At 62.5% G+C, this 24,655-nt stretch carries 26 protein-coding genes and 1 pseudogene; 16 read left to right on the top strand and 11 right to left on the bottom strand.

Translation table 11 applies throughout. From position 1 onward, the window contains the following. Positions 1-173: 173 nt before the first annotated feature. Positions 174-500: pseudogene (locus tag RA302_RS04355) on the top strand (transglycosylase family protein); the annotation flags it as partial. A 368-nt stretch (positions 501-868) separates the two neighbouring features. Here the strand turns inward: RA302_RS04355 and RA302_RS04350 are convergent. From RA302_RS04350 to RA302_RS04340, 3 genes are read right to left on the bottom strand one after another with little or no spacing between them, the layout of a single operon-like run. Beyond that, the gene (locus tag RA302_RS04350; protein WP_166501851.1) at positions 869-1,360 is read right to left on the bottom strand and encodes an NUDIX hydrolase; all 492 of its coding nucleotides are present in this window, start codon (positions 1,358-1,360) and stop codon (positions 869-871) included. A gap of 23 nt (positions 1,361-1,383) precedes the next feature. Continuing rightward, positions 1,384-2,805 (bottom strand): alpha/beta hydrolase, encoded by a 1,422-nt coding sequence (locus RA302_RS04345; protein ID WP_029254493.1) that lies wholly within the window; start codon positions 2,803-2,805, stop codon positions 1,384-1,386. A gap of 5 nt (positions 2,806-2,810) precedes the next feature. Continuing rightward, complete coding sequence (locus RA302_RS04340) at positions 2,811-3,083, bottom strand: DUF2277 domain-containing protein (RefSeq protein WP_003945457.1); 273 nt, start codon at positions 3,081-3,083, stop codon at positions 2,811-2,813. Positions 3,084-3,215: 132 nt separating this feature from the next. Between RA302_RS04340 and RA302_RS04335 the strand changes: the two genes are divergently transcribed. Beyond that, a complete protein-coding gene (locus RA302_RS04335) occupies positions 3,216-4,094 on the top strand; it encodes a bile acid:sodium symporter family protein (RefSeq protein ID WP_046377957.1) in 879 nt (292 codons plus the stop codon). An 81-nt stretch (positions 4,095-4,175) separates the two neighbouring features. Next, the gene (locus tag RA302_RS04330) at positions 4,176-5,186 is read left to right on the top strand and encodes an ABC transporter substrate-binding protein (protein WP_166501850.1); all 1,011 of its coding nucleotides are present in this window, start codon (positions 4,176-4,178) and stop codon (positions 5,184-5,186) included. Positions 5,187-5,233: 47 nt separating this feature from the next. Here RA302_RS04330 and RA302_RS04325 read toward each other — a convergent pair whose 3' ends face one another. Beyond that, the gene (locus RA302_RS04325; protein WP_020906279.1) at positions 5,234-5,821 is read right to left on the bottom strand and encodes a TetR/AcrR family transcriptional regulator; all 588 of its coding nucleotides are present in this window, start codon (positions 5,819-5,821) and stop codon (positions 5,234-5,236) included. A 95-nt stretch (positions 5,822-5,916) separates the two neighbouring features. On the opposite strand from RA302_RS04325, the gene RA302_RS04320 reads away from it, so the two are divergent. Beyond that, entirely contained in the window at positions 5,917-7,317 is a 1,401-nt protein-coding gene (locus tag RA302_RS04320) for a cytochrome P450 (protein ID WP_020906278.1), read from the top strand. Between the two features lie 97 nt (positions 7,318-7,414). Beyond that, positions 7,415-7,732: a DUF4333 domain-containing protein gene (locus RA302_RS04315; protein ID WP_020906277.1), complete on the top strand. Its 318-nt coding sequence runs from the start codon at positions 7,415-7,417 to the stop codon at positions 7,730-7,732. A 54-nt stretch (positions 7,733-7,786) separates the two neighbouring features. Here the strand turns inward: RA302_RS04315 and RA302_RS04310 are convergent, their stop codons facing one another. From RA302_RS04310 to RA302_RS04295, 4 genes are all read right to left on the bottom strand, one after another. Beyond that, positions 7,787-8,935 carry an acetyl-CoA C-acetyltransferase gene (locus RA302_RS04310; RefSeq protein WP_003945727.1) on the bottom strand — a complete coding sequence of 383 codons (1,149 nt, stop codon included), beginning with the start codon at positions 8,933-8,935 and terminating at the stop codon, positions 7,787-7,789. 11 nt (positions 8,936-8,946) lie between these two features. Beyond that, a complete protein-coding gene (locus RA302_RS04305) occupies positions 8,947-9,618 on the bottom strand; it encodes a TetR/AcrR family transcriptional regulator (protein WP_003945807.1) in 672 nt (223 codons plus the stop codon). A gap of 76 nt (positions 9,619-9,694) precedes the next feature. After that, complete coding sequence (locus tag RA302_RS04300; protein WP_003945582.1) at positions 9,695-10,507, bottom strand: SDR family oxidoreductase; 813 nt, start codon at positions 10,505-10,507, stop codon at positions 9,695-9,697. Beyond that, on the bottom strand, positions 10,507-11,736 hold the full coding sequence (locus RA302_RS04295) for an acyl-CoA dehydrogenase family protein (RefSeq protein ID WP_020968470.1): 1,230 nt from the start codon (positions 11,734-11,736) through the stop codon (positions 10,507-10,509). The genes RA302_RS04300 and RA302_RS04295 overlap by 1 nt, the downstream gene beginning before the upstream one ends. 55 nt (positions 11,737-11,791) lie before the next feature. On the opposite strand from RA302_RS04295, the gene RA302_RS04290 reads away from it, so the two are divergent. The 8 genes from RA302_RS04290 (at position 11,792) to RA302_RS04255 (ending at position 20,185) form a co-directional block, all read left to right on the top strand. Further along, complete coding sequence (locus tag RA302_RS04290; protein ID WP_238054131.1) at positions 11,792-13,333, top strand: FadD3 family acyl-CoA ligase; 1,542 nt, start codon at positions 11,792-11,794, stop codon at positions 13,331-13,333. After that, a complete protein-coding gene (locus RA302_RS04285; protein WP_046377954.1) occupies positions 13,330-14,202 on the top strand; it encodes an enoyl-CoA hydratase in 873 nt (290 codons plus the stop codon). Before RA302_RS04290 ends, RA302_RS04285 begins: the two co-directional genes overlap by 4 nt. Continuing rightward, a complete protein-coding gene (locus tag RA302_RS04280) occupies positions 14,202-15,362 on the top strand; it encodes an acyl-CoA dehydrogenase family protein (protein ID WP_007734181.1) in 1,161 nt (386 codons plus the stop codon). Before RA302_RS04285 ends, RA302_RS04280 begins: the two co-directional genes overlap by 1 nt. Beyond that, entirely contained in the window at positions 15,359-16,324 is a 966-nt protein-coding gene (locus RA302_RS04275; protein ID WP_238054130.1) for an acyl-CoA dehydrogenase, read from the top strand. The genes RA302_RS04280 and RA302_RS04275 overlap by 4 nt, the downstream gene beginning before the upstream one ends. Continuing rightward, on the top strand, positions 16,321-17,373 hold the full coding sequence (locus RA302_RS04270; RefSeq protein ID WP_166501848.1) for an acyl-CoA dehydrogenase family protein: 1,053 nt from the start codon (positions 16,321-16,323) through the stop codon (positions 17,371-17,373). The genes RA302_RS04275 and RA302_RS04270 overlap by 4 nt, the downstream gene beginning before the upstream one ends. 146 nt (positions 17,374-17,519) lie before the next feature. Beyond that, the gene (locus RA302_RS04265) at positions 17,520-18,284 is read left to right on the top strand and encodes an SDR family NAD(P)-dependent oxidoreductase (protein WP_003945543.1); all 765 of its coding nucleotides are present in this window, start codon (positions 17,520-17,522) and stop codon (positions 18,282-18,284) included. Between the two features lie 122 nt (positions 18,285-18,406). Then, on the top strand, positions 18,407-19,072 hold the full coding sequence (locus tag RA302_RS04260) for a hypothetical protein (protein WP_166501847.1): 666 nt from the start codon (positions 18,407-18,409) through the stop codon (positions 19,070-19,072). A 225-nt stretch (positions 19,073-19,297) separates the two neighbouring features. Then, a complete protein-coding gene (locus RA302_RS04255; protein WP_003945464.1) occupies positions 19,298-20,185 on the top strand; it encodes an alpha/beta fold hydrolase in 888 nt (295 codons plus the stop codon). A 1-nt stretch (position 20,186) separates the two neighbouring features. Here the strand turns inward: RA302_RS04255 and RA302_RS04250 are convergent, their stop codons facing one another. Continuing rightward, on the bottom strand, positions 20,187-21,005 hold the full coding sequence (locus tag RA302_RS04250) for a Cof-type HAD-IIB family hydrolase (protein ID WP_166501846.1): 819 nt from the start codon (positions 21,003-21,005) through the stop codon (positions 20,187-20,189). A 62-nt stretch (positions 21,006-21,067) separates the two neighbouring features. Next, positions 21,068-21,538, bottom strand: a complete 471-nt coding sequence (locus RA302_RS04245; protein ID WP_166501845.1) for a MarR family transcriptional regulator — start codon at positions 21,536-21,538, stop codon at positions 21,068-21,070. Positions 21,539-21,649: 111 nt separating this feature from the next. Between RA302_RS04245 and RA302_RS04240 the strand changes: the two genes are divergently transcribed. The 3 genes from RA302_RS04240 to RA302_RS04230 are packed head-to-tail and all read left to right on the top strand — an operon-like array spanning position 21,650 to position 24,057. After that, the gene (locus RA302_RS04240) at positions 21,650-22,165 is read left to right on the top strand and encodes a VOC family protein (RefSeq protein WP_166501844.1); all 516 of its coding nucleotides are present in this window, start codon (positions 21,650-21,652) and stop codon (positions 22,163-22,165) included. Between the two features lie 37 nt (positions 22,166-22,202). Next, the gene (locus tag RA302_RS04235; RefSeq protein WP_166501843.1) at positions 22,203-22,991 is read left to right on the top strand and encodes a pirin-like bicupin family protein; all 789 of its coding nucleotides are present in this window, start codon (positions 22,203-22,205) and stop codon (positions 22,989-22,991) included. Position 22,992: 1 nt separating this feature from the next. Next, on the top strand, positions 22,993-24,057 hold the full coding sequence (locus tag RA302_RS04230; RefSeq protein WP_338479519.1) for a maleylacetate reductase: 1,065 nt from the start codon (positions 22,993-22,995) through the stop codon (positions 24,055-24,057). Positions 24,058-24,064: 7 nt separating this feature from the next. On the opposite strand, the gene RA302_RS04225 is transcribed toward RA302_RS04230, so the two are convergent. Beyond that, positions 24,065-24,586, bottom strand: a complete 522-nt coding sequence (locus tag RA302_RS04225; RefSeq protein WP_019746936.1) for an Lrp/AsnC family transcriptional regulator — start codon at positions 24,584-24,586, stop codon at positions 24,065-24,067. Positions 24,587-24,655 lie beyond the last annotated feature (69 nt).

The raw sequence follows: 24,655 nt of genomic DNA, 5'->3' as shown, positions 1-24,655 counted from the left end.
ACCAATCCGTAATCATCTCTTATGGTTGGTGACAGCCCGATCAACCGGGCATTACCGAATCGCCACCGCCCGTCCCACCCCGCGGTTCGGACTCGACAACATTCCTAGTGGTGGGAGCGGAGCTGAGACGGTCACCGTCCTCCGTCGGCGGGACTCGAGAGGATTTACCAAAAATGACCAAGACCACCGTTACCCGTGCCCTTGCCTCTGTCGCCGCAGCCGGAGCCCTCGCAGCCGGAGCCCTCGGACTGAGCGCCGGCACCGCGTCCGCAGCCACCCACGACTGGTCGGGTGTCGCAGAATGCGAATCTTCGGGCAACTGGGCCGCGAACACCGGAAACGGCTACTACGGCGGGCTCCAGTTCAGCCAGAGCACGTGGGAAGCCTACGGCGGAGCCGGCAGTGCCGCCAACGCCAGCCAGGCAGAACAGGTCCGCGTCGCGGAAAACGTCCTTGCCGGTCAGGGTGCCGGCGCATGGCCGGTTTGCGGACAGTACCTCCGCTGAGCCCAGCCCAAGTAGTGCGTCACTGCCCGGTGTTCGTCGAGAATTCGACGGCCGCCGGGCAGTGTTGTACACCGATACCTATTTCCCACCACCACTACTGTTGAAAGATGTTACAGCGGTGCGTGATCCGTCGGGATGACGCGGTGCGAGCGAGGTATATCGACTCGCCTTCCGATCCCCCATCATCCCGCGAAGAATTATCGACAACCTTTGGAGCATCCTTCTGAACCGGTTGCGAGAACTGACCGGCGCAGCCGTAGACGCGTATGGGATGGGCTCCTTGCGCACGTAGTGCTCCATAACCCCAGCGTAGCCGTGTTTCGATGCCGAAATGTTCGATTTCAATCACTACCTCGCATCCCTCACGGCGACCGAACAAATCGATCCGGCGCACTCGACGGCCCATCCTTGACCAGGCGTACAAACCGGTCGGGTAAATCGCGTGGCCCGAACACTTCTCGACCATTGTGTGACAGAAGGCGGTCAACGCTCCACCACTCGAAGTGCTCGACCAGCTCGGCGGCCAGCGCTTCGCGCCCCAACGACCCACAGGGCTCGAATGCGGCCGCTACCGGCACGAGGAAGTAGTCGTTGATCGCACCGTCCCAACCCGGCAATATCGTCGGATCATGGATCTCCTCATGCCACACATGGGTGGCGGCGCCGTAGTCACGCAAGCCGATCTCCTCGTCCAATTCGCGCGCGAGCGCCTCGGGCGGGGTTTCGTCTCCTTCCAAGCCTCCGCCCGGAGGACACCAGACCGTCAGCCCGCCCCCGGGTGCGATGTATCGGTAGAGCAGAAGACGAGACTGGTCGTCAACGACCAACCCCCTGGCCGAATGCCTCAGACGCATGAGTGCCACTGTAAGTCAGCAGGTCAGGCCACAACGGCCAACTCCGGCAGTCCGGCAACCACAACCGCGAGGTTGTAACCCGACATCCGCAGTTCTCCGTTGTCCCCGGTTCTCGCGTACTCCGCATGACCGAAAGCCCGCTCGTGCTTGACACCGTCCGGGGTGATCCCCTCGGCCGTGGACAATCGGTGGAACTCGGTGCGTGTCGGATCGCCACCGAAACGGCCGAACCCCGCGATACTGTCGCCTTCCGCTTTCATGACGTAGACGTGGCGGTCGGCGATACCGAGGTCCGACTCCACCTTGGCCCGCACGCCGGGTGAACCGTAGAACACCACGTCGTCGACCGCTGCGCTTGCCCCGCGTTGCAGCGCAAGAGAAGTCGCAAGCGATCCGTAGGAGTGACCCAACGCGGTGATATGGACTCGGTCGTTGACCGACGCAGCACGAAGACCGTGAAAGAAGCTACCCAATGCGTCGGCGGCTATGCCTGCTTTGGACGATCGACTTACGTCGAAGCTGGCCCGACCGATGTCGAACTTTCCCGGCCCGATCACCTGTGGCGCGTCGTATCCGATCCAGGCGATGGTGGCCACGCTCTCCTTTCGGCCGGCCAGTTCGAGTTGGCGCATCGCCTCGGCTCGTAATCGTGTTGCCTCGCCGACCATTCCGCGCATCGAGTCCTTGACGTTGGTGTTCAGTCCGGGAATCGTCACGGAGATGTGATCCGCTGTGTCCGGATCACCGATCGCGATTGCCGCGAAGCCGCGTTCACCCGAGCGCATGTCCATGAGCAGTAACCGTCGACAAGGTTCGGCGCGAAACAACTCGTCAAGCGCGTCCAGATCCTCGAGTTTGCGTTCGGCGTACCACTGGCCCGCCCCTGTGTTACTCAGCCTGCCGCCGAAGAACTCACGGTGGAGTTCTTGCGAGATTCGGACTGAATCATCTTGCAGCCGTGCTCGTTCCGATTGAATTCGATCGAGATTGGCCGGACTACGAACCGCAGAAGGAATTCCGTCGAGGTTGGCGATCAGGCCGGGTGCATGACGCAACATCTGACGCTGCCGATCAGGGCTGAACGCTCGCCACTCCTCCCCCACACGCACAGCTTTGTCACGGAGGTCGGTGCCGACCTGAGACCGCAGAGACAACGCATGATGAAGATCCGCGCTGACCAGCAGTGCCTCACCGATCAGTTCTCGCACCGCGACCTCGAGCAACTGGGCATGCACGTGGAGCGGGTGACCGTCGGCGATGGGCGCAACGGCAGAGACGGTTCCGTCCTGACGAATATGCAAGTCGTCGGCGACGGCCTCTTTGCGCAGCGTATCCAGCCGTCGCCGGATGTCGCGGACACGATGAGCGACCAGAACGCCCTCCAGCCCAGCTGACAGCTGATCCAACGGTTCGACGTCCCATACGTCGATATCTGTGAGATCCACTCGGGTCAGGACGAACGAGCAGCGATCCGCGCCTGTACTTCCGGACGACGCAACGGAGGGACGGTCTGAGGTGGCTGTCTGCGAGGCGGCAATGCGCTGAGCAGGCGCGTCGTCGTTTCGGTCACCTCACGCACCGCCTGTTCGAAGGCGTCTCGGTTCGCGTCGGACACCTTGGCTATTCCACTCACCTTACGTACGTATTGGCGAGAGGCGGCCTCGATCTCCTCGGGCGTAGCAGCGGGCTCGAGTCCACGAAGTTCAGTGATGTTTCGGCACATAATTCGACGATAACCCTGCTCACCGACGCCGTCACGGTTCGATACACCAATGTATCCAAACTGCCACGCAGATCCGGGCATCACGGTAGTTTCAGTGAAATTCCCCCAGTGACTGGAAGTAGCCACTAACTCATGGACTCTGCACTCACCTCCGTCGGCCTACCCGCCGCACTCGCCATCATCATGTTCGGCCTCGGGCTTTCCCTGACGGTCGGAGATTTCGCCCGCGTGGCAAAAGCGCCGAAGGCCGTTTCGATCGCCCTGATCTGTCAGTTGTTGTTGCTCCCGGCCGCGGCCTTCGGATTGGTCACGTTGTTCGACCTCGACCCACTGCTCGCGGTCGGCATGATGCTCCTCGCCGCATCACCAGGCGGCACGACGGCAAACCTGTTCAGCCATCTGTTCCGCGGCGATGTTGCTCTCAATGTGACACTGACTGCGGTCAATTCGGTGATAGCGGTGGTCACTCTCCCCCTGATCACCAACTTCGCGTTGGGTTACTTCGAACCCGAGGACGCGGACGGCACTCTCGGGCTTCAGTTCACGAAGGTGCTCCAGGTCTTTGCCGTCGTATTGATTCCTGTCGCCCTCGGAATGTGGGTTCGGTTGCGCTCGAGCGCCTTTGCCGAGCGGATGGACAAGCCCGTCCGCATCGGATCCGCGGTGGTTCTGGCACTGGTGATCGTCGGAACGGTTGTTTCCGAGCGCGAGAACATCGCGGACTATCTCGTCGACATCGGCGTCGTCGCTGCCTTGTTCTGCCTGCTGAGCCTCTCGATCGGTTACATCGTTCCCCGCATCTTCGGTATCGAGGATCGTCAGGCCATCGCCAGTTCCATGGAAATCGGCATCCACAACAGCACGTTGGCGATCACCATCGCCGTCAGTCTCCTGGACAATGTGCAATTGGCAGTGCCGGCTGCGGTGTACGGCGTTCTCATGTTCCCGCTCGCCGCCGCCTTCGGCGCAACGATCACCCGCAAGTCACGGACAATGGCCGAAATCGACTAATATCAGGCGGTTTTCGATATAGGTGATCTGGTATCGCCGACCCTACGATCGATACGGACTCAGACCGAAGGGTATCGAAAAATGCTGACCACCACACCTACCGTGCTGGACGAACGCGCCTGGCAAGAGCTAGTCGACGCACTGACCCGTCGCCAATTCGGCATCGGAGCCGGGATGGCAGCAGTAGCAACAATTCTGTCGTCCTGCAGTTCGAGTGACGGTTCGGGTACATCTGACGACACTCAAATGCGCACCGTCACCACACCGTTGGGAACTTACGACATACCGACCAACCCCAAGCGGGTCTTGTCCGTCGACGCCCGCACCGACCTCGAGCTCGCCATTGCCCTGGAACTACCGGTCTTCGGATACAACATCTCGCCCGCCACCGAGTGGGTTCCCGTCGACGGCTCGGCCGAATACCTCAGCGACAAGCCCAATCTGGAGCAGATCCTCGGACTCGCACCCGATCTCATCATCTGCGTCAACGCCGACAACGAGTACTGGCCCGCTGCAAAACTCCAAGCCATCGCTCCTGTCCTGACGACCGAATCGAAGCAGACGTGGCGAGAAAATCTCACCCGACTCTCCGATTGGTTGGGCCGAACCCCCACCATGGATCGCCTGATCACCGACTATGACGCTCTGATCACCGACATCCGCTCTCGACACGCTTCGGCGATCGCGGGAAAGACCGTCGCGAGTTTGTCCTACAGTCCGGACAAGGCCACGATCTACATCGACAGCCTGCCTGTGTCGGAGGAAACCGGTAAGAAGAATCGCCAGCCCACCGACATGACGCTCGCCGACATCGGTGGAAGAACATTGAACACAACCGGTTTCGACAATCAGGGGCGACTGAGCATCGAGGAGATGGATCGCCTTCGCGATTGCGACGCGTTCATGGTTTCCGTCACCGACAGCAGCGACACCACCTTCGATCAGCTCTCGGACAACAAGTTGTGGCAACGACTTCCGGCTGTGCAGGCCGGGAACGTCACCGTTCTGCGCGGCAGTACGTACTACGGATCCATCTACACCAACATGTACCTAGCCAAGGGCTGGGACGATCTCTATTCGACGCTCGACTGATCAGACTTGTCCGTGGAAATGCCGGCCGCTCCCACGCGGTCGGCATTTCACGTTTCGAGGTCGATGCCCAACGCTCCGGAGAGGGTCCGCAGACAAATCACTCTCAACTCTTCCTGCGGTATGGAAGGTTGATCGAGCCAGTCGAGGCAGACAGCTCGGACGAATGCGATCCATCCCCGAACTGCGACGGCAGCGATCTGTCTTCTTTCACCCTCGAATTCCAGTGCGTCGAGGATTCGAATCTGCTGCTGTTCGAGTTCCCGTTCGACGATCGCTCGGATACCGGCCTCGGCGGAGAGCGTCCCCACGTTGATGGCGCGTACTCCCCTGCTGTGCGACTTCACGTACGCGAAGTAGGCGTCCAACCCGGCTGCCACCTGTTCGCGCACCGGTAGCGTCGCGTCCGGTGCGGTCACCTCGAGCAGGTGCTGCGATTCGCGCTCGACGATTGCGGCGAAGAAGTCTCGCTTGGTCGGAAAGTAGTGGTACATCAACCCGCGCGAGACGCCCGCAATCTCGGCGACCTCTTCGATCCAGACGTCCTCGTACGAACGATCGGCAAAAAGTTGCGCGCCGATGTCGAGCAACTGCGTGCGCCGCTGCTCTCGGTCCAGGCGTTTTCGTGGTGCGACCATAGACAAGTCAGATTACTACTTGACACCGATTCAGTAAGGCGTACTTTGCGTACTAGACACCAATTCAGTAAGCGATCTCACCCGGGGGACACACCATGAGCGTCGACACCACTCCAGAGGCGACGACCGATGCTCGGATTCCGCATCCGGCATGGCGCCTGCCAGTCCTCGGGGACGTCCTCGGGATCAATATCCGGACGCCGCTGCAGAACTCCGTGAGCATCGGGCGCGAACTCGGCCCGATCTTCGAGAGAAATGTCCTGGGAAATCGCTTCGTCTTCGCCTCGGGCGCGGACATGGTGGCAGAACTGTCCGACGAGTCCCGGTTCGCGAAGCACCTTGCGCCTGGAGTCAAAGCACTCCGCGGAATCGGCGGCGACGGACTGTTCACTGCGTACAACCACGAACCCAACTGGGGCAAGGCGCACAATCTCCTGGCCCCGGCGTTCAGCCAGACTGCGATGCGCTCGTACCACCGCACCATGCTCGACGTGGCCGGCGAGCTGGTCGATCATTGGGACAGTCGTGACAGCGACTCCCCCATCGACGTCTCGGCAGACATGACCAAGCTGACGTTGGAGACCATCGGACGCACTGGATTCAGCTACTCGTTCGACTCTTTCGAACGTGAAGAGCAGCACCCGTTCGTCAAGGCGATGGTCGGCGCTCTCTCCCATTCACAACGCACGACGTTCTTGAAGTCGACGGCCCTGGGGCGAGTCCTCGCACGTCGGGCCGATCAACGTGACGAGGTCCGCAAGGCGTACATGGCCGAGGTTGTGGACGAGGTGATCCGTGCCCGGCGGACAAGTACCGAACCGGGGCCGGAAGATCTTCTCGAACTGATGCTGCGGGCGGCACGCGAAAACGATCCCAACCGTATCGACGAACTGAACATCCGCCATCAGGTCGTGACCTTCCTCGTCGCGGGACACGAAACCACCTCCGGCGCGTTGTCGTTCGCGCTGTACTACCTGTCACGAAACCCTGACGTGCTGGCCAAGGCGCAAGCCGAGGTCGACAAGGTCTGGGAGGGCGAGGAGCCCGCCTTCGAGAAGATCGCGAAACTTCGATACGTACGACGCGTCCTCGACGAATCGCTGCGTCTGTGGCCGACCGCTCCCGCCTACGGCCGTGCGGCGCTCGAAGACACCACGCTCGTCGGCAAGTATCCGATGAAGAAGGGCGATTGGATGCTCGTGCTCATCCCGTCACTTCATCGCGATCCCGTGTGGGGCAACGATCCCGAGGCTTTCGATCCGGATCGCTTCCTACCTGCCAACATCAAGGCCAGGCCGGCGCACGTGTACAAGCCGTTCGGAACAGGTGAACGCGCCTGCATCGGAAGACAATTCGCCATTCACGAAGCGGTCCTCGTGTTGGGCACCATCTTGCAGAAGTATACGATCGAAGCCGATCCGGACTACGAGTTGAAGGTGGCCGAACGGCTCACCCTGATGCCCGAAGGCTTCAACTTGACGGTCCGCCGACGCTGAGCTCGGCAAACGGCGTCGAGTAAGTCGGTTGAACAGTCCCGAATGCGGTAATCCCTGAGGTGGCAGCAGCGAGCACCGGCGCACCCTGGGAGTTCACATGACAAAGAGGCCTGCAGTTGGAATCGTCTTGCTCTCGGCGGCATTGGCCACGGGAGCTTGCTCGGCAAGCGTCGGGACGCCGCAAGTGGACAAGTCCGAAGTCGCAAGTCAGATCTCCACTCAACTCGCCGAGAAGATCGGCGAGCCACCTGACGACGTGACGTGTCCGGAGAACCTCGACGCAGAAGTCGGCGCATCGATCACGTGCATCCTGACCGAGCAGGGCACCGAATACGACGTCACAGCTACCGTGACCAGCGTTGACGGTGAAAGTGCGAACTTCGACATCAAGGTTGCGGATGTGCCGAACAACTAACTGCTGTGCGCCTTTATTAACCGCCGGCGGTTAATAAAGGCGCACAGCAAGGCGTCAGAGCCGCTCGATAATCGTCGCGTTTGCGGTGCCACCACCTTCACAGATGGTCAGCAGGCCATAACGACCGCCGGTGCGCTCGAGTTCGTTGAGCAGGGTTGCCATCAGCTTGGTGCCGGTCGCGCCGAGCGGGTGACCGAGTGCGATCGCGCCGCCGTTGACGTTGACCTTGGCCGGATCTGCGCCGATCTCCTTGATCCAGGCCAGGACGACTGGGGCAAAAGCTTCGTTGATCTCGACGATGTCGATGTCCTCGATGCTCAGACCGGCCTTCGCGAGAGCATGCTTCGTGGCCGGGATCGGCGCACTGAGCATGAAGATCGGGTCGTCGCCGCGAGCGCTGAGGTGATGAATCCGGGCGCGGGGCTTGAGGTTGTACTTCTCCACCGCTTCCGCCGACGCCAGCAGCAGCGCACTCGCACCGTCGGAGATCTGGCTGGCCACCGCTGCGGTCATGCGGCCGTCTTCGACGAGAACCTTGAGCGTCGCCATCTTTTCGAGGCTGGTCTCGCGGGGTCCTTCGTCGACGGTCGCGTCGCCCATGGCAACGATCTCGTTGTCGAAGCGACCCGCGGCGATTGCAGCCTTGGCGCGCTCATGGCTCTGCAGGGCCCACTTCTCGAGCTCTTCGCGGCTGATGTCCCACTTCTCGGCGATCATTTCGGCGCCCTTGAACTGCGAGACTTCCTGGTCACCGTAGCGCTCGGTCCAACCGACCGAACCCGAAGTCGGCGTGTCGAATCCGTACTGCTGACCGACGATCATCGCTGCCGAGATCGGAATCTGGCTCATGTTCTGAACGCCGCCGGCAACGATCAGATCCGCGGTGCCCGACAGGATTGCCTGAGCGCCGAAGTGCACTGCCTGCTGGCTCGAACCACACTGACGGTCAACGGTCACCCCGGGAACGTGCTCCGGGAATCCCGCTGCGAGCCAGGACATACGGGCGATGTTGCCGGCCTGGCCGCCGATGGCGTCGACGCAACCGAAGATCACGTCGTCGACGTCACTGGGGTCGATACCGGTGCGCTCGACCAGTGCCTTGACGACGTGCGCACCGAGATCGATGGGGTGCACGCCGGACAGCGCGCCACCCCTCTTGCCGATCGGTGTGCGAATGGCGTCGACGATGTAAACCTCGGACATAGCGTTAGCTCCTAGTTTCGTTGTGCAGCAATAGTTCTTGAAGTTGATTCAGCAATAGCATCTGAAGTTGTAGCCGGATCGGAGAGCCCGTCGAGCACGATCGCGAGATATTGAGCCGCGACGGCGTGAGCCGACAGGGATCCACCCGGGCGGTACCAGCGAACCGCGACCCACACGGTGTCTCGCATGAATCGGAAGACCAACTCGACGTCGATGTCGGAACGGAAGGTCCCGTCCGCGACGCCGGCTTCGAGGACGCCGACCCACAGGTCCCGGAATTCGGTGTTGCGCTCGGCCAGGTAAGCGAAGCGCTCGTTCCCGACGAGGTGCTTGACCTCGTCCTGGTAGATCGCCACAGCCGAATGTGAGGCGTCGATGGCCTCGTAGGAGGTCACCACCAGCGCTTCGAGCGTCGCGCGACTGTCCAACCCCGCCGCGACGATCTCGCGGTATTTTCCGAAGAGTTCGTCGAGGAACTGGTGCAGGATCTCGTCGACCATCGACTCTTTGGAATCGAAATGGTGATACAGGCTGCCGGACAGGATCCCGGCGGCGTCGGCGATGTCGCGGACGGTCGTCGCGCGCACTCCGCGATCGGCGAACAGCCCCGCCGCGATCTCGAGCAGCTCGTCGCGGCGCCCGGACTTGCCGTTTGATTCGTCGGAATTTCGAGGTGGCGTCATGTATTCAATCCTATCCAGGGCCTTCCCCTGTGCGCGGTCAGCGAGTCCGGGGACTCCTTAACCGCGCACGGGGACGCTAGGCCCTCTGCGAAGAAACGGAGACGATCTCGCCGGTCATGTAGGTGGAGTAATCGCTGGCGAGCATCGCGATGACCGTTGCGATCTCCCAGACCTCCGCGGCGCGGCCGTAGGCCTCGCCGGAAGCCAACTGGTCGAGCAGTTCCTCACTGGTGACCTTCGCCAAAAACGCGTGACGCGCGATGGAGGGCGAGACCGCGTTGATACGGACTCCGTACTCCGCGGCTTCGATAGCGCTGCACCGAGTCAGTGCCATGACGCCCGCCTTGGCTGCGGCGTAGTGAGCCTGGGAATGCTGCGCCCGCCAACCGAGAACGGACGCGTTGTTCACCAGAACACCGCCGTGGGGAACGCTCTTGAAGTACCGCAGCGCGGCACGCGTCGAACGGAAGGTGCTGTTGAGGGTGATGTCGAGAACGCGATCCCACTGATCGTCCGTCATGTCGACGACGGGTGTCTCGCCGCCCAGGCCCGCGTTGTTGACGACGATGTCGATACGTCCCAACTTCTCGGCCGCGCCGACGAACAACGCGTCGACCTGCTCGGTGCTGGAGACGTCACAGATGATGGACTCGACCTGCTGGCCGGGAAACTCTGCCTTCAGCTTCTCCACCGTCTCGCCGAGCCGACGCTCGTGGAAGTCGGAGACGAGAACGTCGCCGCCCTCGAGAAGCACCCGGCGCGCGGTAGAGAAGCCGATGCCGGTTCCGGCTGCGGCGGTGATGATCGCCTTCTTGCCCGCGAGCAGTCCGTGGCCCGGGGTTTCCTCGGGCGCAACGGAAAGCGGGGACGCGGCTTTGGTGTCAGACATTAACGAGCCTCTCGGGGAAGACCGAGCACGCGCTCGGAAATGATGTTGCGCTGAATTTCGTTGGAGCCGCCGTAAATCGTGTCGGCGCGGGTGAAGAGGAAGAGGCGCTGCCACTCGTCGAGTTCGAGATGCTCGGGGTCGGTGATGTCCGAGGCATTGCCTTCGGAATCCGCCCACGGTGCAACCAACGACGACGCACCCTGCACGTCCATCGCCAGCTGTCCCAGGTCACGATGCCAGTTGGCCCACAACAGTTTTGCGACGGACGCTTCGCCGCCACCGGTTCCGGCGTCGACCGCGTCGAGAGTACGCATCGCGTGGGCGCGCATCACGCGCAGTCCGACCCAGGCGCGAGCGATCTTCTCGCGAATGTGCGGATCCTGGTCACTGCCATTGGCCTTCGCCAGGTCGACGACGCCCTGGAGCTCGCGAGCGAATCCGATCTGCTGTCCGAGCGTCGATACCCCGCGCTCGAAGGTGAGCAGCCCCATCGCGATCTTCCAGCCCTCGCCAGGTTCCCCGACCACCAGATCGGCGTCGGTGACGGCGTCGTCGAAGAAGACCTCGTTGAACTCCGACGTACCGGTGAGCTGCTGGATGGGCCGAACTGTCACACCAGGCTGATCCAACGGGACCAGCAGGAAGCTCAAGCCCTGATGACGCTTGGAGCCCACCTCGGTGCGGCAGACCACGAAGCACCACTGCGCGACGTGAGCCAGTGAGGTCCACACCTTCTGGCCGTTGATGATCCACTTGCCGCCTTCGAGGCGTGCGGTGGTGGAGACGTTCGCGAGGTCTGAACCGGCGCCAGGCTCGGAGTAGCCCTGCGACCACAGTTCGCTGACCGTGTTGATGCCAGGAAGGAATCGGCGTTTCTGCTCGTCGGTTCCGTACGCGATCAGCGTCGGGCCGAGCAGCTCTTCACCGATGTGGCTGACGCGAGCGGGCGCACCGGCCTTCGCGTACTCCTGATGGAAGATGACCTGCTGAGAGATGCTCGCTCCCCGCCCGCCGAACTCCTTCGGCCACCCGAGGCACGTCCACCCTGCGGCTGCGAGGTGCTTGTCCCACTCGAGTCGTTGCTCGAAGAACTCGTGCTCACTGCCGGGGCCGCCCTTACCCTTGAGCTGGGCAAATTTGCCCGTCAAGTTCTCGGCCAACCACTGCGCGACCGTGGCCGCAAACTCGTCGTCCGTCATCTGCCCGTCCGGGCTCTCGCTCTGGTCCACATATGTAAGATAACCTACCAAGCACTTGCTAGGTAGCGTGTCAGGTAGGAGTCCAGTGACCGAACAACCGAGAACCATCCCATCAGCCCTCATCCGGGCCGCCGAGGAGTTCGGTGAGCGCGCGGCTATCGCCGATGGCGACACCCGACTGACCTTCGCACAGCTACATCAACGTGTCCGCGATTTCGCCGGCGCGCTGATCAACCGTGGGGTGAAGGCAGGCGATCGCGTCGTCATCTGGTCGCCCAACACGTACCACTGGGTGATCGCCCTGCTCGGCGCTCAATATGCCGGCGCGGCCATCATCCCGATCAACACTCGATACACCGGCACCGAAGCTCTCGACATCATCGAGCGCGTCGACGCCGCGGCCTTGGTGGTCGTCGGCACGTTCCTCAAGGCCGATCGCTATCAGCAGTTGCTCGACGCCAACCCGGACCTGTCGATCCCGACCGTCATCCAGGTACCGATCGACGGGGACGACGACCGTGACGGCGTCATCGAGTTCGAGGACTTCCTCGCGCTCGCCAGCGACGCCGCCCGCACCGAAGCCGATGCGCGTGCTGCGAAGGTGCAGCCAGACGACGTCAGCGACATCCTCTTCACCTCCGGCACCACAGGACGCAGCAAGGGTGCGATCACCGCGCATCGTCAGTCCATCGCTGTCGCCAAGTCGTGGGGTGAATGCGCCGAGGTCACCGCCGACGACAACTTCCTCATCATCAGCCCGTTCTTCCACACCTTCGGGTACAAGGCCGGAATCCTGGTCTGCCTGCTGAACGGCGCGACGATCGTGCCGGTGTCCGTCTTCAACATCGACGACACCCTCGCGCTGGTCAACAGCGAAAAGATCAGCATCCTGCCCGGTGCCCCGACGATCTACCAGACCATTCTCGATCACCCCCGCCGCAGCGAATACGACCTGTCCTCGCTCCGCATCGCGATCACCGGCGCAGCACCCGTGCCGGTTGCTCTCGTCGAGCGCATGCAGGCAGAGCTTTTCGACGCCGTCCTCACGGCATACGGTCTGACCGAGGCAGTGGTCGCGACCATGTGCCGCACCGACGACGACCCGGTCACCGTCTCCACCAGTTCCGGCCGCGCGACAGCCGATTTCGAGGTCAAGATCGGTGACCAGGGTGAGATCCTGCTTCGTGGACCGAACGTCATGCTCGGATACCTCGACGACCCCGAATCCACCGCCAAGGCAATCGACGCCGACGGCTGGCTGCACACCGGAGACGTCGGAACCCTCGACGAGCGTGGCTATCTCGACATCACCGACCGTCTGAAAGACATGTACGTCAGCGGCGGATTCAACGTCTACCCGGCCGAGATCGAGGGCATGTTGGCTCGCCTGCCCGGCGTCCACGAGTCTGCTGCCATCGGCATCCCTGATCACCGAATGGGAGAGGTGGGCCGCGTATACATCGCCCAACTCGACGGTGCCGGCCTCACCGAAGAGTCGGTGATCGCTTTCCTCAAGGAGAAGATCGCAGGCTTCAAGGTGCCCCGCGAGGTGCGCTTCGTAGATCATCTGCCCCGTAACCCTTCGGGCAAGGTCCTCAAAACGGTTCTGCGCGAGGAACAATCATGACCGTTCCCTTCGAAGCCGACGTCGTGACCTACGAGGTTCGTGACTCGGTCGCCGTCGTGACCTTGAATCGACCCGACTACCGCAACGCCCAGAACTCGGTGGTCACGTACGCCCTCGACGCGGCATTCCAGCGCGCCGTCGAGGACGACGACGTGAAGGTGATCGTCCTGGCAGGCAACGGACCTCACTTCAGCGCCGGACACGACCTGGGAACTCCGGGACGCGACCATCACGTCGAGTACGAGAACAAGGCCACCATGTGGTGGGATCACGTCGACAAGCCAGGCGGTGACCAGCGTTTCGCCCGCGAGATGGAGGTCTATCTGGGCATGTGCCGCCGTTGGCGGGAGATCCCCAAGCCCACCATCGCGATGGTGCAAGGCGCCTGCATTGCCGGTGGGCTCATGCTCGCCTGGATCTGCGACATGATCGTCGCGGCCGACGACGCCTTCTTCTCCGATCCCGTTGTCCGCATGGGCATCCCCGGCGTCGAATACTTCGCGCACCCGTGGATGGTCGGTTCACGTTTCGCGAAGGAAATGCTCTTCACCGGCGATCGGTTCACCGCGCAACGCGCCTACGAAATCGGCATGGTCAATCGCGTCGTCGCCCGCAAGGATCTCGAGAAGGAGACGTTCGAGCTCGCCGGACGTATCGCCGAGATGCCGCGCTTCGGACTGGCTTTGACCAAAAAGGCCGTCAACCAGTGCGAGGATCAGATGGGGATGCGTAACGGCATCGACTCCGTCTTCGGTCTGCATCACTTCGCTCACGCTCACAACGCCGAGGTCGGCAAAGACTCGCTTGGTGGTCTCGACGCCAAAGCCATGGCTGCCAGTGCTCGCGCACCGCAGGAAGGAACAAACTAGTGGATCTCGTATTCGACGACGCCACAACCGCATTCCGTGACGAGGTCCGCTCGTTCCTGGAGGCGAATGTGCCCGCCACTCCCCTGAAGTCGATGGATACCGCCGAAGGCTTCGAAGAGCACCGTCAGTGGGAGCACACTCTCGCCGACGCCGGCTACGCCGTCGTCTCCTGGCCCAAGGAACTCGGCGGACGCGATGCGTCCCTGCTCGAATGGGTCATCTTCGAAGAGGAGTACTACCGCTCGGGCGCGCCCGGCCGCGTAAGCCAGAACGGCATCTTCTTGTTGGCTCCCACACTGTTCGAGCATGCAAATGCCGAGCAGTTGGCTCGCATCATGCCTCGCATGGCTCGTGCCGACGACATCTGGGCCCAGGCCTGGTCCGAGCCCGAATCCGGTTCCGACCTCGCGAGCCTGCGTTCGAGTGCGAAGAAGGTCGACGGGGGCTGGCTGCTCAACGGTCAGAAGACGTGGAGCTCACGCGCAAGCTACGCAGACTGGGGCTTCGGCTTGTTCCGCTCCGATCCGGATGCGCAGCGCCACAAGGGCATCACGTATTTCATGTTCGACCTGCGCTCGAAGGGCGTCACCGTTCGCCCGATCGATCAACTCGACGGCGAGCCCGGCTTCGCCGAGATCTTCCTCGAAGACGTCTTCGTGCCGGACGACCCGGCCAACCCTGGTGAGTCGGGTGTGATCGGCAACGTCAACGAAGGTTGGCGCGTCGCGATGAGCACCGCGAGCAACGAGCGTGGTCTCTCGCTGCGCAGCCCCGGCCGCTTCCTCGCCACCGTCGACCGACTGCTCGAGCTGTACAAGTCCAGCGGACGAACCGACGACAGCGCTCTGCGTAACCAGGTTGCCGACGCCTGGATCGGCGCTCGCGCCTACCAGCTCAACACATTCGGTACCGTCACCCGTCTCGCCGACGGTGGACAACTCGGCGCCGAGTCCTCGATCAACAAGGTCTTCTGGTCCGAGTGGGATATCGCCACCCACGAGACTGCTCTCGAACTGCAGGGCCCTGAAGCCGAGCTGGCCGACAACTGGATGGACGGATACCTGTTCTCCCTGTCCGGCCCGATCTACGCAGGCACCAACGAGATTCAGAAAAACGTCATCGCTGAGCGTCTGCTCGGCCTACCGAAGGCGGACCGATGAGATTCGCGCTCGACTCCTCCCACCAGGACTTCGCTGCAAGCATCGATGCACTGCTGACCAAGTCCGACATGCCCTCCGTCATCCGTTCGTGGAACGACGGTGACACCGAGCCGGGCAAGAAGCTCTGGCAGCGCCTTGCCGAGACCGGCGTCAACGGCCTCGTCATATCCGAAGAACACGACGGACTCGGCGCCGACGCCGTGGACCTGGTCGTTGCACTCGAACAGCTCGGTCGGCACGCAGTACCCGGACCGGTCGTCGAGACCATCGCAGTAGCACCGACGCTCCTGGCTTCCGTTGCACCGGAACGTCTCTCTGCTCTCGCCGAGGGTTCGCTGGCAACCGTCGCCGCTCCCCCGCGCACACCGTTCGCGCTCGACGCCAATGCGGTCGATCTGGTTCTACTCGCGCAGGACGGCACCGTCTCGCTCGGCGTCCCTGGCGAAGCCAAGGCATCGGTGGATCTCTCCCGCAAGCTCTACGAGGTTTCCGCCGGCGAATCGCTGGGCTCCGCCGACTTCTCCGCAGCCTTCGACATGGGCGCTCTTGCCACTGCCGCGCAGTTGCAGGGCCTGGGCCAGACACTGCTCGAGGTCACCACCGACTACGCGAAGCAGCGCAAGCAGTTCGGCAAGGTCATCGGACAGTTCCAGGCAATGAAGCACCACCTGGCCGAAGTTGCCGTTTCGCTCGAAATGGCTCGCCCCCTGCTCCACGGTGCCGCTCTGTCGGTTCGCGATCAGTCGGACGACGCCTCGCGTGACATTTCTGCCGCCAAGGTCGCGTGCGGGGATGCTGCTTACAAGGCCGCCCGCGTCGGACTCCAGGTTCACGGCGCCATCGGCTACACGATGGAACACGATCTCTCACTGTGGCTCACCAAGGTACGAGCATTGCTCACCGCATGGGGCACACCGTCCGAGCATCGCGCGCGCGTCGTCGAAGCGCTGGTTGCATCATGAGCATCGACACCGAAGACCAGGCAGCACTACGTGCGTCGGTACGCGATCTCCTGAGCAAGCATTCCGACTCCGCTGCCGTCCGCGCTGCCATCACCACAGAGATCGGCTACGACGCCGCGTTGTGGAGCAAGCTGTGCGAGCAGATCGGCGTCGCCGCGCTGGCGATTCCGGAGGAGTTCGACGGCGTCGGAGCAGGTTTGGGCGAGGTACATGTGGTCCAGGAGGAACTGGGCCGCACGCTGACCCCCTCACCGATGCTGGGTTCGGCGATTCTTGCCGCACAGGCACTGCTGCTTTCCGGTGACAACGACGCATGCTCGCGACTGCTGCCCGGTGTCGCGTCCGGAGAGAGCACGCTCGCCCTGTGCTGGGCAGGGGCTGCGGGTTGGAGCACCTACGGCGTCGAGGCAACCGAGGATGCGTTGACCGGCACGGCGTCGTACGTCCTCGACGGACACGTCGCTGACACCCTGCTCGTTCTCACGGCCGACGGGTTCTACGAAGTGGATCCCGCGGCCGAGGGCGTCTCCCGCCGACGCGTCCCCACCATGGATCCGACGCGAACGCTGGCGGAGGTCACGTTCTCCGGTGTTCGTGGTCGGCCACTGGAGTGGTCCGAAGATCTGGTCGATCGCATCCGAACCGTCGTTCTGATCGCGTTGTCCGCTGAACAGGTCGGAGCGGCCGCAGCGATCGTCGAACAGACCGTGGAATACACCAAGTCGCGCAAGCAGTTCGGTCGCGCGATCGGTTCTTTCCAAGCCCTCAAGCACCGGATGGCCGACATGTACACGTTGGTCGAGACGGCGCGGTCGATGACGTACGCCGCCGTGGCGACGCAGTCGGCAGACGACGCGGCAGTGGCGAAGGTCTACTGCTCGGAAGCCTTGCAGCAGATCACCTCCGAAGCAGTTCAGTTGCACGGCGGAATCGCAATCACCTGGGAGCACGACGCTCAGCTGTACTTCAAGCGTGCACACGGCAGCGCTCAGCTCTTCGGACAGCCGAGCACCTACCTGCCGAGCCTCGCTCAGGCCGCGGGTCTCTAAGACACATCGGTGCTTGTTCGCTCGCAATCCCGGGCGAACAAGCACCGATGCTGCCCAGTCAGTGGAATGAACCGCAGATTTATGCGGCTGGATCACGCAGAATCGGTCACCAGACAGCTGTCCATCTCACAGACCGGAGTTTTCTCGTGAATCGATTCGACGACAAGCGCGTCCTCATCAGCGGCGCAGGGTCCGGAATCGGCCAGGCCACCGTTGCCCGCATCCTGGCAGAAGGAGGCACCGTCGTCGCCGCCGACATTTCCGAGACCGGCCTCGAACAGACGCTGAACGCCGCGAAGGACGCCGGCCACTCCGATCGCCTCACCACGGTGAAGGTCGACATCTCCAGCGAAGAGTCTGTTCGCGAACAGGTCGGCGCTGCGATCAAGGCTCTGGGCGGGCTCGACGTGCTGGTCAATGCGGCGGGCATTCTGCGCTCCGCGCACACCCACGAGATGACACTCGATTTCTGGAACACCGTCATCGGGGTCAACCTCACCGGAACATTCCTCATGACGAGGGAATCCCTCCCGGCACTGCTCGAAAGCGGAGCAGGTGTCGTGGTCAACTTCAGTTCCACTTCGGCGACCTTCGCCCACCCGTACATGACGGCATATGCGGCGTCGAAGGGTGGAATCCAATCCTTCACGCACGCACTTGCACTCGAGTACAGCAAGCAGGGTCTTCGCGCCGTGGCCGTCGCACCCGGCAGCATCGCGTCGGGCATGACGTCCGATCCCGGTTTCCCGGCCGACATCGACTTCACGCTGCTCGGCAAGCTGGCCCCGGCAATCGGTGAGGGTTTCGCGCCCCCGTCGGCGGTCGCCGGTGTGATCGCGATGCTCGCTTCCGAGGACGGCTCGTTTGTCACCGGAACGGAAATCCGCATCGACGGCGGCACGCATATGTGATCCCCTGCTGTGCGCCTTTATTAACCCCCGGCGGTTAATAAAGGCGCACAGCAGCGAGGCGGCATACTTGTCTGGCCGCCCGGAACCCGTCCGACGGTACGACGTGCGGTGGGGAGCCAGCGGTGAGCGAATCAACAGGCAGTACGAACCTCGAGCCCGTGCTGATCAGTCCTGTCGTCAGCGGAATGATTCGCACCTGGTCCGAGGACGAGACCCGCTTGTGGAGCGTCGACGATCCCGCCGCGCTCGGCGTACTGCTTGGACGCGGCCTCGTAGCTCGTACTGCTCTGCCGGACAACAAGTTCCGAGAAGTTGCGTTTCTGGACACCCAGACCCAGGCCCTCACTGTGCAGTCGCGCTTCGCTACCCCGGACAGCACTGCCCTCGCCGCACCGTTCAAGCTCACCGACGCGTCCTCCCCGACCGGCGACGCTTGGGAAGATCTCGAATCGGTACTCGCGTCCATCGCGATCTCCGCTGCTGGACGCGGCGAATTCTGGCTCGCGGAACTCGGCGGGTGGGATTCTCCGCACGAGCCGAACTGCCTCTTCACGACCGTCGACGAATCGGGCCTGGCCAACGCAGTCATGGAGGCAACCCCCGCACCGGTGGGCACAGGCGTCTGGCCGGAGGTTCCGAGCGACCAAACCGGCGTTTCGGTGTCGGCACCAGCCTCACAGGACACCATCGAGGCTGCCGGAATCTTCGCGGTTTCAGCGATCGAGACGTGGGGCGTCACACCGTGGGACATCAACCTCACCTTCGGCAAACTGGTCGATTTCGCCTGATCAACGGCGCCGACACGCGGCGGTGAGTTGTACGTCTCCTCTCAGCCGACGGCTCACGGTTCGTCACAACACGCCCGATGGCCACGACATCGACCCCCTCGATGGGCATACTGAGGGAACTGGGGTTACTCCCGGTCACAAATACCCGTGGATCCGCGTCGGGGCGGGTGCGGTCCGACAACACGCGAGCAGCCACAGACACTGGCGGCTCCGAAAGGTTCAATCATGGCAACCGACCAATTACAGACGGTTGTATTGCACGGCGACCAGCTCAAATACGTCGACCAAGGCAGTGGCCCCGTCGTGGTGCTCATTCACGGCCTGCTGGGCGCGCACTCCAACTGGGAACCGCAGATCGAGACGCTCTCGCGTCATTACCGCGTGATCGCCCCTGATCTCTTCGGACACGGTGCGTCGGACAAGCCTGCCGGCGACTATTCACTCAGTGCTCACGCCGCCACTGTGCGTGACCTCCTCGAAGCCCTCGACATTCCGTCGGCCACCCTGGTCGGACACTCCCTCGGTGGTGGGATCGCGATGCAGACGCTGTATCTGTTCCCCGACCGGGTGGAGCGGCTGTGCCTGGTGGCCAGCGGTGGACTCGGCCCCGAGGTGAGTCCACTCCTGCGCGCGGCGACTCTGCCCGGCAGCGAACTGGTACTTCCCGTCCTCGCGTCGAGGACGCTGACCGACGTGACCGACAAAGCGCTCGGACTTTTCAACAAGATCGGCCTGTTCAAGCTCGGTGCCAGCGCGAGCGAGGCCCGTAAGAGCTTCGCTTCGGTATCGGACGCGTCGACACGTCAGGCATTTCTGGCGACGGCACGATCGGTCATCAATTACAACGGTCAAACCGTCAATGCCACTCCGCATTTCGCCAACTTCAAGAATCTGCAGGCACTACTGGTGTGGGGTGAGGAAGACACCATCATCCCCAACGCCCACACCGAGAACGCTCGCGCCGAACTACCGCTGGGGCGGGTGGAGATCTTCAAGCGCGCCGGACATTTCCCGCACCTTGACTACCCGGATCGCTTCGACCGCGTCTTCTCCGAATTCATGACGGACTGCGGAGTCGGTATCGGCACCGGACCCAAGGCCGTCAGCAGCTGAACTAGCGCCCCGCAACCAACTCTTCGAGGTAGCTCGCCACGCCGTCCTCGTCGTTCGTGGGCAAAATTCGGTCGGCGAGCTCGATGACCTCGGTTCTCGCGTTGGCCGGCGCCAGAGCCGTTCCAGCCCAGGTCAGCATGGCAACGTCGTTGAAGGCGTCACCGGCTGCGGCCACTTCCGACGCGTCGATGCCGTCGATCGCGCACAACTGCGCGAGAGCGCTGGCCTTCGAGACGCCCGCTGCAGCCATTTCCATGTACGGGGCGCCGGAGTGGGTCAACTCCACGCCCTCGATGCCCGCAGCGACGGCTGTTCGGTACAGGTCGGCGCTGGAAACCTCCGCATGCCGGGCCACGATCTTGACCATCGGCTCGACATCGAGCGGCAAGGTGTCGGCCAGCACCATCTCGTGCAGGTGCCGGTGATGGTCCGCGAACTCGCACATAGCGGCGTACTCCGGCTCAGCAAAAAATTGGGTGGGTCCGACGTTCGCGAACACGACGCCCGGAACCAGCGCCCGAACTTGCTCCATAGCCGTTGCAGCCAAGGACATTTCGATCGAGACGGTGTCGACGATCTCCGGCGTCCCGTCGGCGAGGTCGAGAATCACAGCTCCGTTGGCACACACAGCTTTACCGCGAAATCCGCACGAGTTCGCCAATGTGTGTACCGAATGCCGGGCGCGGGCCGTCGCCCACACAACTTCGATTCCGGCGAGCCGCGCGTTCTCCATGGCCTGCGCGGTGCGCGCCGAAATCGTTCGGTCGGAGCGCAGCAGGGTGCCGTCGAGGTCGGTTGCGAACATACGAATGCGGGTCACCAGACAATGATGGCAGTCCGTTCGCAGCCCTCACCAACTACGTGACGTGGACCGTTGCTCTGTCAATTACCTGACTGGGTCTCGAGAAGGTGCCGACGCATCTCGCCGAAGACCACACCGAGCCGCTCGACATCTCGCGGGCTCAGCAGATCGAACATGCTCTCCCGCACTGCGGCTACGTGCGCCGGGCTTGCCGACACCAGTTTGTCGGCACCCGAGTCGGTCAGCTCCGCATTGGCGCCCCTCTTGTCGTCGACACACTCAACCCGGCGCACCCACCCTGCGCCGACCAATCGATTTACGGCCCTGGTCACACCACTTCGGGTAGCCATCACAGCGTCGGCGAGCTCACTCATGCGCAGTTGCCGCCCGGGCGCTTCGGCGAGAGCGACCAGCAGTTCGAAATCGGTGAAGGAAATGTCGGAGTCTCGCACCAACTGCTGATCGAGAACACGCTGGAGCAGTCGGGTCGAGTCCAGGTAAGCCCGCCAGGCCGTTTGCTCCGAGTCGCTCAACCACCGCGTCGATTCCATGACACCAGTATATCCGAAGTAGTTGACAACGAAATCAAATGATCTATTCTCAATGTAGTTGATCAGTCAACTACCTGTTCGAAGAGAAGGTTCAACCGAGAGGCGGGCGCCATGAGCGACGACAACGCAGTGCAGTTCGACAACGCAGTGCAGTTCGAGGAACGCCGGGCCGAGATCAGGGATCGACATCTGCTCCCCGCCGACAGACGACCCGCATCGACCGCACGCGGCCTGCACCATACGGCCCTGATCAGCAGTGACGTCGAACGAACCGTGAAGTTCTATCAGGATCTCCTCGGATTCCCACTCACCGAGTTGATCGAGAACCGTGACTATCCCGGGTCGTCGCACTTCTTCTTCGACATCGGCAATGGCAACCTGCTGGCCTTCTTCGACTTCCCGGGTCTCGACGTGGGCCCGTACCAAGAAGTACTCGGCGGCCTCCACCACATCGCGATCAGCGTCGAACCTGCCAAGTGGGCGAAGCTGCGCACCCAACTGACCGAGGCCGGCGTCGAACTGATCGAGCACAGCGAGGTTTCGTTGTACTTCCGCGATCCCGACGGCGCTCGACTCGAGCTGATCGCCGACCCGCTCGGCGAGATGTACGGCAATCACGTCCTCTGAAAACTTGCTCTCCCCCACACCATTCGGAAGGCACACCATGACCTCCACTCTGTCGCAGCCGAACCTCGATATCCGTCGATCCGGGGATCGCTTCAAGTCCAATGCCGGCTGGCTGGACTCGAAGCACTCGTTCTCGTTCAGCAATCACTACGACCCGAAGAACACTCACCACGGTCTTCTCCTGGTCAACAACGACGACATCGTCACGCCCGGAATGGGATTCGACACCCACCCGCACCAGGACATGGAGATCGTCACCTGGGTACTGAGAGGTTCTCTCGTACATCAGGATTCGATGGGGCATTCGGGCGTCATCTACCCCGGTCTCGCCCAGCGGATGAGCGCTGGAACGGGAATCCTGCATTCGGAGAAGAACGATTCGTGGCGACTCGGTGACGTGGCGGGTGCGCATTCCGACAAGCACAGCGACCCGGTTCACTTCATCCAGATGTGGGTCGTCCCCGACGAGGCCGGAATCACGCCCGGATACGAGCAGTTGGAGATCGACGCCGAATTGCTTGCCGGTGGACTGGTTCCCGTCGCGTCGGGCATGGACGCGTACGCCGATCACTCGGCAATCCGGATCAAGAACAAGTACGCCGCGATGCACGTTGCGCGTCTGCAACCCGGACAACCTGTGACCCTGCCGGACGCACCGTTCCTGCATGTTTTTGTCGCCGACGGTCATGCCGCCATGGAAGGCGTCGGAGTGCTCGAACAAGGTGACGCGGTGCGAGTATCCGGCGGTGGAGGTCAGCAGCTCAGCTCCGATACCGGGGCAGAGGTCATCGTCTGGGAAATGCACGCCACCGTTTCGCAGGGATGACATGAAGCCCTTCTCGTACGACGCTTCACCGGCTCGAATTGTCTTCGGCCAAGGGATGATCGATACGATCGCCGAAGAAGTGCGGCGGCTCGGCCGTAGCCGAGTGATGGTGCTGGCAAGTCGTCGACTCGACGCGGTTGCCGCCGCCGTGACCGAATCTCTCGGCGACATGGCGGTGGTCCGCTTCGACGGCGCTGTGATGCATACTCCGATCGAAGTCACGACAGCCGCGCTGAGACTTGCCGAGAACCATCACGTCGACACGGTCGTCGCGATCGGCGGCGGTTCGGCAACCGGGTTGTCCAAGGCACTGGCACTACGAGCGGGGTTCGATCAGATCGTCGTTCCGACAACGTACGCGGGATCAGAAGTCACTCCGGTGTTGGGTGAAACAGAGAACGGACGCAAGACAACTCGCTCCTCTCCCCACATCAGACCCGAAACCGTCATCTACGACGTCGACCTCACTCTCGATCTGCGGCTGGATACCACCGTCACCAGCGCCGTCAACGCGATGGCGCATGCGGTTGAAGCGTTGTACTCCACCGAGTCCAACCCGATCACGGACTTGATGGCGATCGAGGCGATCGCCGGGATCGCCCGTGCGCTGCCGAGCATTGTCGATGATCCGAAAAATCTGGAAGGTAGGGCCGAACTACTGCAAGCGGCCTGGTTGGCCGGAACTTGCTTGGGCACAGTCGGTATGGGGCTTCATCACAAGTTGTGCCACACCCTCGGTGGCAGCTTCGGTTTGCCGCATGCTCCCACCCACACCGTTGTCCTCCCCCACGCAATGGCATTCAACGCGCCTGCTGTCCCGGATGTGATGTCGCGAATAGCGACTACTCTGGGCGCATCCGATGCCGCTACCGGCGTTTTCGACCTCGTCACCGCGTGCGGCGGACCGACCACTCTGCAAGAACTGGGAATGAGTCACGATCAAATCGAAAATGCAGTCGAATTCGCCACCTCCGCCGCGTATCCGAACCCGCGTGAGATCACCCCGCCGGGCCTGAGCGAACTCCTCGAGAACGCCTGGTCCGGGCGTCGACCCGCCATCAGGTGAGAACTAATCAGGCAGTACCGCCTCGAGGCCTGACGTGTTCGAAGATCAGAATCGTCTCGGTCGCAGCAACCGCTGGATGTGCCGAGAGATTGTTGACGACGAAGTCACGCAACTGCGCCGAATCCGTCGTTGCGACGTGCAGCATGTAGTCGTCGACACCGGCAACGAAGTACACGTTGAGCACCGAGTCCAGCTTGGCGAAATCGTCGCCGAGCCGGTTGAGGTGCGACCGTGCGTTGGCCTGCAGTCGAACTGCGATCATCGCCTGCAGATCCATTCCGAGAGCGGCGGGGTCGATGTCCGCGTGAAATCCCCTGATCACGCCGTTGTCCACCAAGGCGCGCACACGGCCGAGGCAAGTCGACGGCGCAATTCCCGCGATCGCGGCCAGCGCATTGTTCGGAATCCTCGCGTCTTTCGCCAGCTCTTCGAGCAGAACCCGGTCGACCTCGTCCAACTTCACGGCAGCCCGAACATGCTTCGGCGAGGCGGCCGTCTGAATACCGATTTTTGAACTTTCGCGCACCATGAATACAGCCTAGAGAATTATCTTCACTTCTCTTCACTATCTGACGACGAAACTTCATGCTTGGCACCT

Source organism: Rhodococcus sp. DN22, from assembly GCF_036669995.1.
Lineage (GTDB): Bacteria > Actinomycetota > Actinomycetes > Mycobacteriales > Mycobacteriaceae > Rhodococcus_F > Rhodococcus_F erythropolis.
Note: the sequence above shows the minus strand (reverse complement) of the source record. Positions and strands in the feature narration are given on the sequence as shown.

What these genes read in the sequence shown, in the direction of transcription:
- RA302_RS04335 (WP_046377957.1), top strand. Translation starts at nt 3,216, where the DNA reads ATGGACTCTGCACTCACCTCCGTCGGCCTACCCGCCGCACTCGCCATC.
- RA302_RS04255 (WP_003945464.1), top strand. Translation starts at nt 19,298, where the DNA reads ATGGCAACCGACCAATTACAGACGGTTGTATTGCACGGCGACCAGCTC.
- RA302_RS04305 (WP_003945807.1), bottom strand. Translation starts at nt 9,618, where the DNA reads ATGACGCCACCTCGAAATTCCGACGAATCAAACGGCAAGTCCGGGCGC.
- RA302_RS04310 (WP_003945727.1), bottom strand. Translation starts at nt 8,935, where the DNA reads ATGTCCGAGGTTTACATCGTCGACGCCATTCGCACACCGATCGGCAAG.
- RA302_RS04230 (WP_338479519.1), top strand. Translation starts at nt 22,993, where the DNA reads ATGAAGCCCTTCTCGTACGACGCTTCACCGGCTCGAATTGTCTTCGGC.
- RA302_RS04240 (WP_166501844.1), top strand. Translation starts at nt 21,650, where the DNA reads ATGAGCGACGACAACGCAGTGCAGTTCGACAACGCAGTGCAGTTCGAG.
- RA302_RS04340 (WP_003945457.1), bottom strand. Translation starts at nt 3,083, where the DNA reads ATGTGCCGAAACATCACTGAACTTCGTGGACTCGAGCCCGCTGCTACG.
- RA302_RS04320 (WP_020906278.1), top strand. Translation starts at nt 5,917, where the DNA reads ATGAGCGTCGACACCACTCCAGAGGCGACGACCGATGCTCGGATTCCG.
- RA302_RS04245 (WP_166501845.1), bottom strand. Translation starts at nt 21,538, where the DNA reads ATGGAATCGACGCGGTGGTTGAGCGACTCGGAGCAAACGGCCTGGCGG.
- RA302_RS04300 (WP_003945582.1), bottom strand. Translation starts at nt 10,507, where the DNA reads ATGTCTGACACCAAAGCCGCGTCCCCGCTTTCCGTTGCGCCCGAGGAA.
- RA302_RS04315 (WP_020906277.1), top strand. Translation starts at nt 7,415, where the DNA reads ATGACAAAGAGGCCTGCAGTTGGAATCGTCTTGCTCTCGGCGGCATTG.
- RA302_RS04325 (WP_020906279.1), bottom strand. Translation starts at nt 5,821, where the DNA reads ATGGTCGCACCACGAAAACGCCTGGACCGAGAGCAGCGGCGCACGCAG.
- RA302_RS04350 (WP_166501851.1), bottom strand. Translation starts at nt 1,360, where the DNA reads ATGCGTCTGAGGCATTCGGCCAGGGGGTTGGTCGTTGACGACCAGTCT.
- RA302_RS04270 (WP_166501848.1), top strand. Translation starts at nt 16,321, where the DNA reads ATGAGCATCGACACCGAAGACCAGGCAGCACTACGTGCGTCGGTACGC.
- RA302_RS04235 (WP_166501843.1), top strand. Translation starts at nt 22,203, where the DNA reads ATGACCTCCACTCTGTCGCAGCCGAACCTCGATATCCGTCGATCCGGG.
- RA302_RS04225 (WP_019746936.1), bottom strand. Translation starts at nt 24,586, where the DNA reads ATGGTGCGCGAAAGTTCAAAAATCGGTATTCAGACGGCCGCCTCGCCG.
- RA302_RS04330 (WP_166501850.1), top strand. Translation starts at nt 4,176, where the DNA reads ATGCTGACCACCACACCTACCGTGCTGGACGAACGCGCCTGGCAAGAG.
- RA302_RS04285 (WP_046377954.1), top strand. Translation starts at nt 13,330, where the DNA reads ATGACCGTTCCCTTCGAAGCCGACGTCGTGACCTACGAGGTTCGTGAC.
- RA302_RS04275 (WP_238054130.1), top strand. Translation starts at nt 15,359, where the DNA reads ATGAGATTCGCGCTCGACTCCTCCCACCAGGACTTCGCTGCAAGCATC.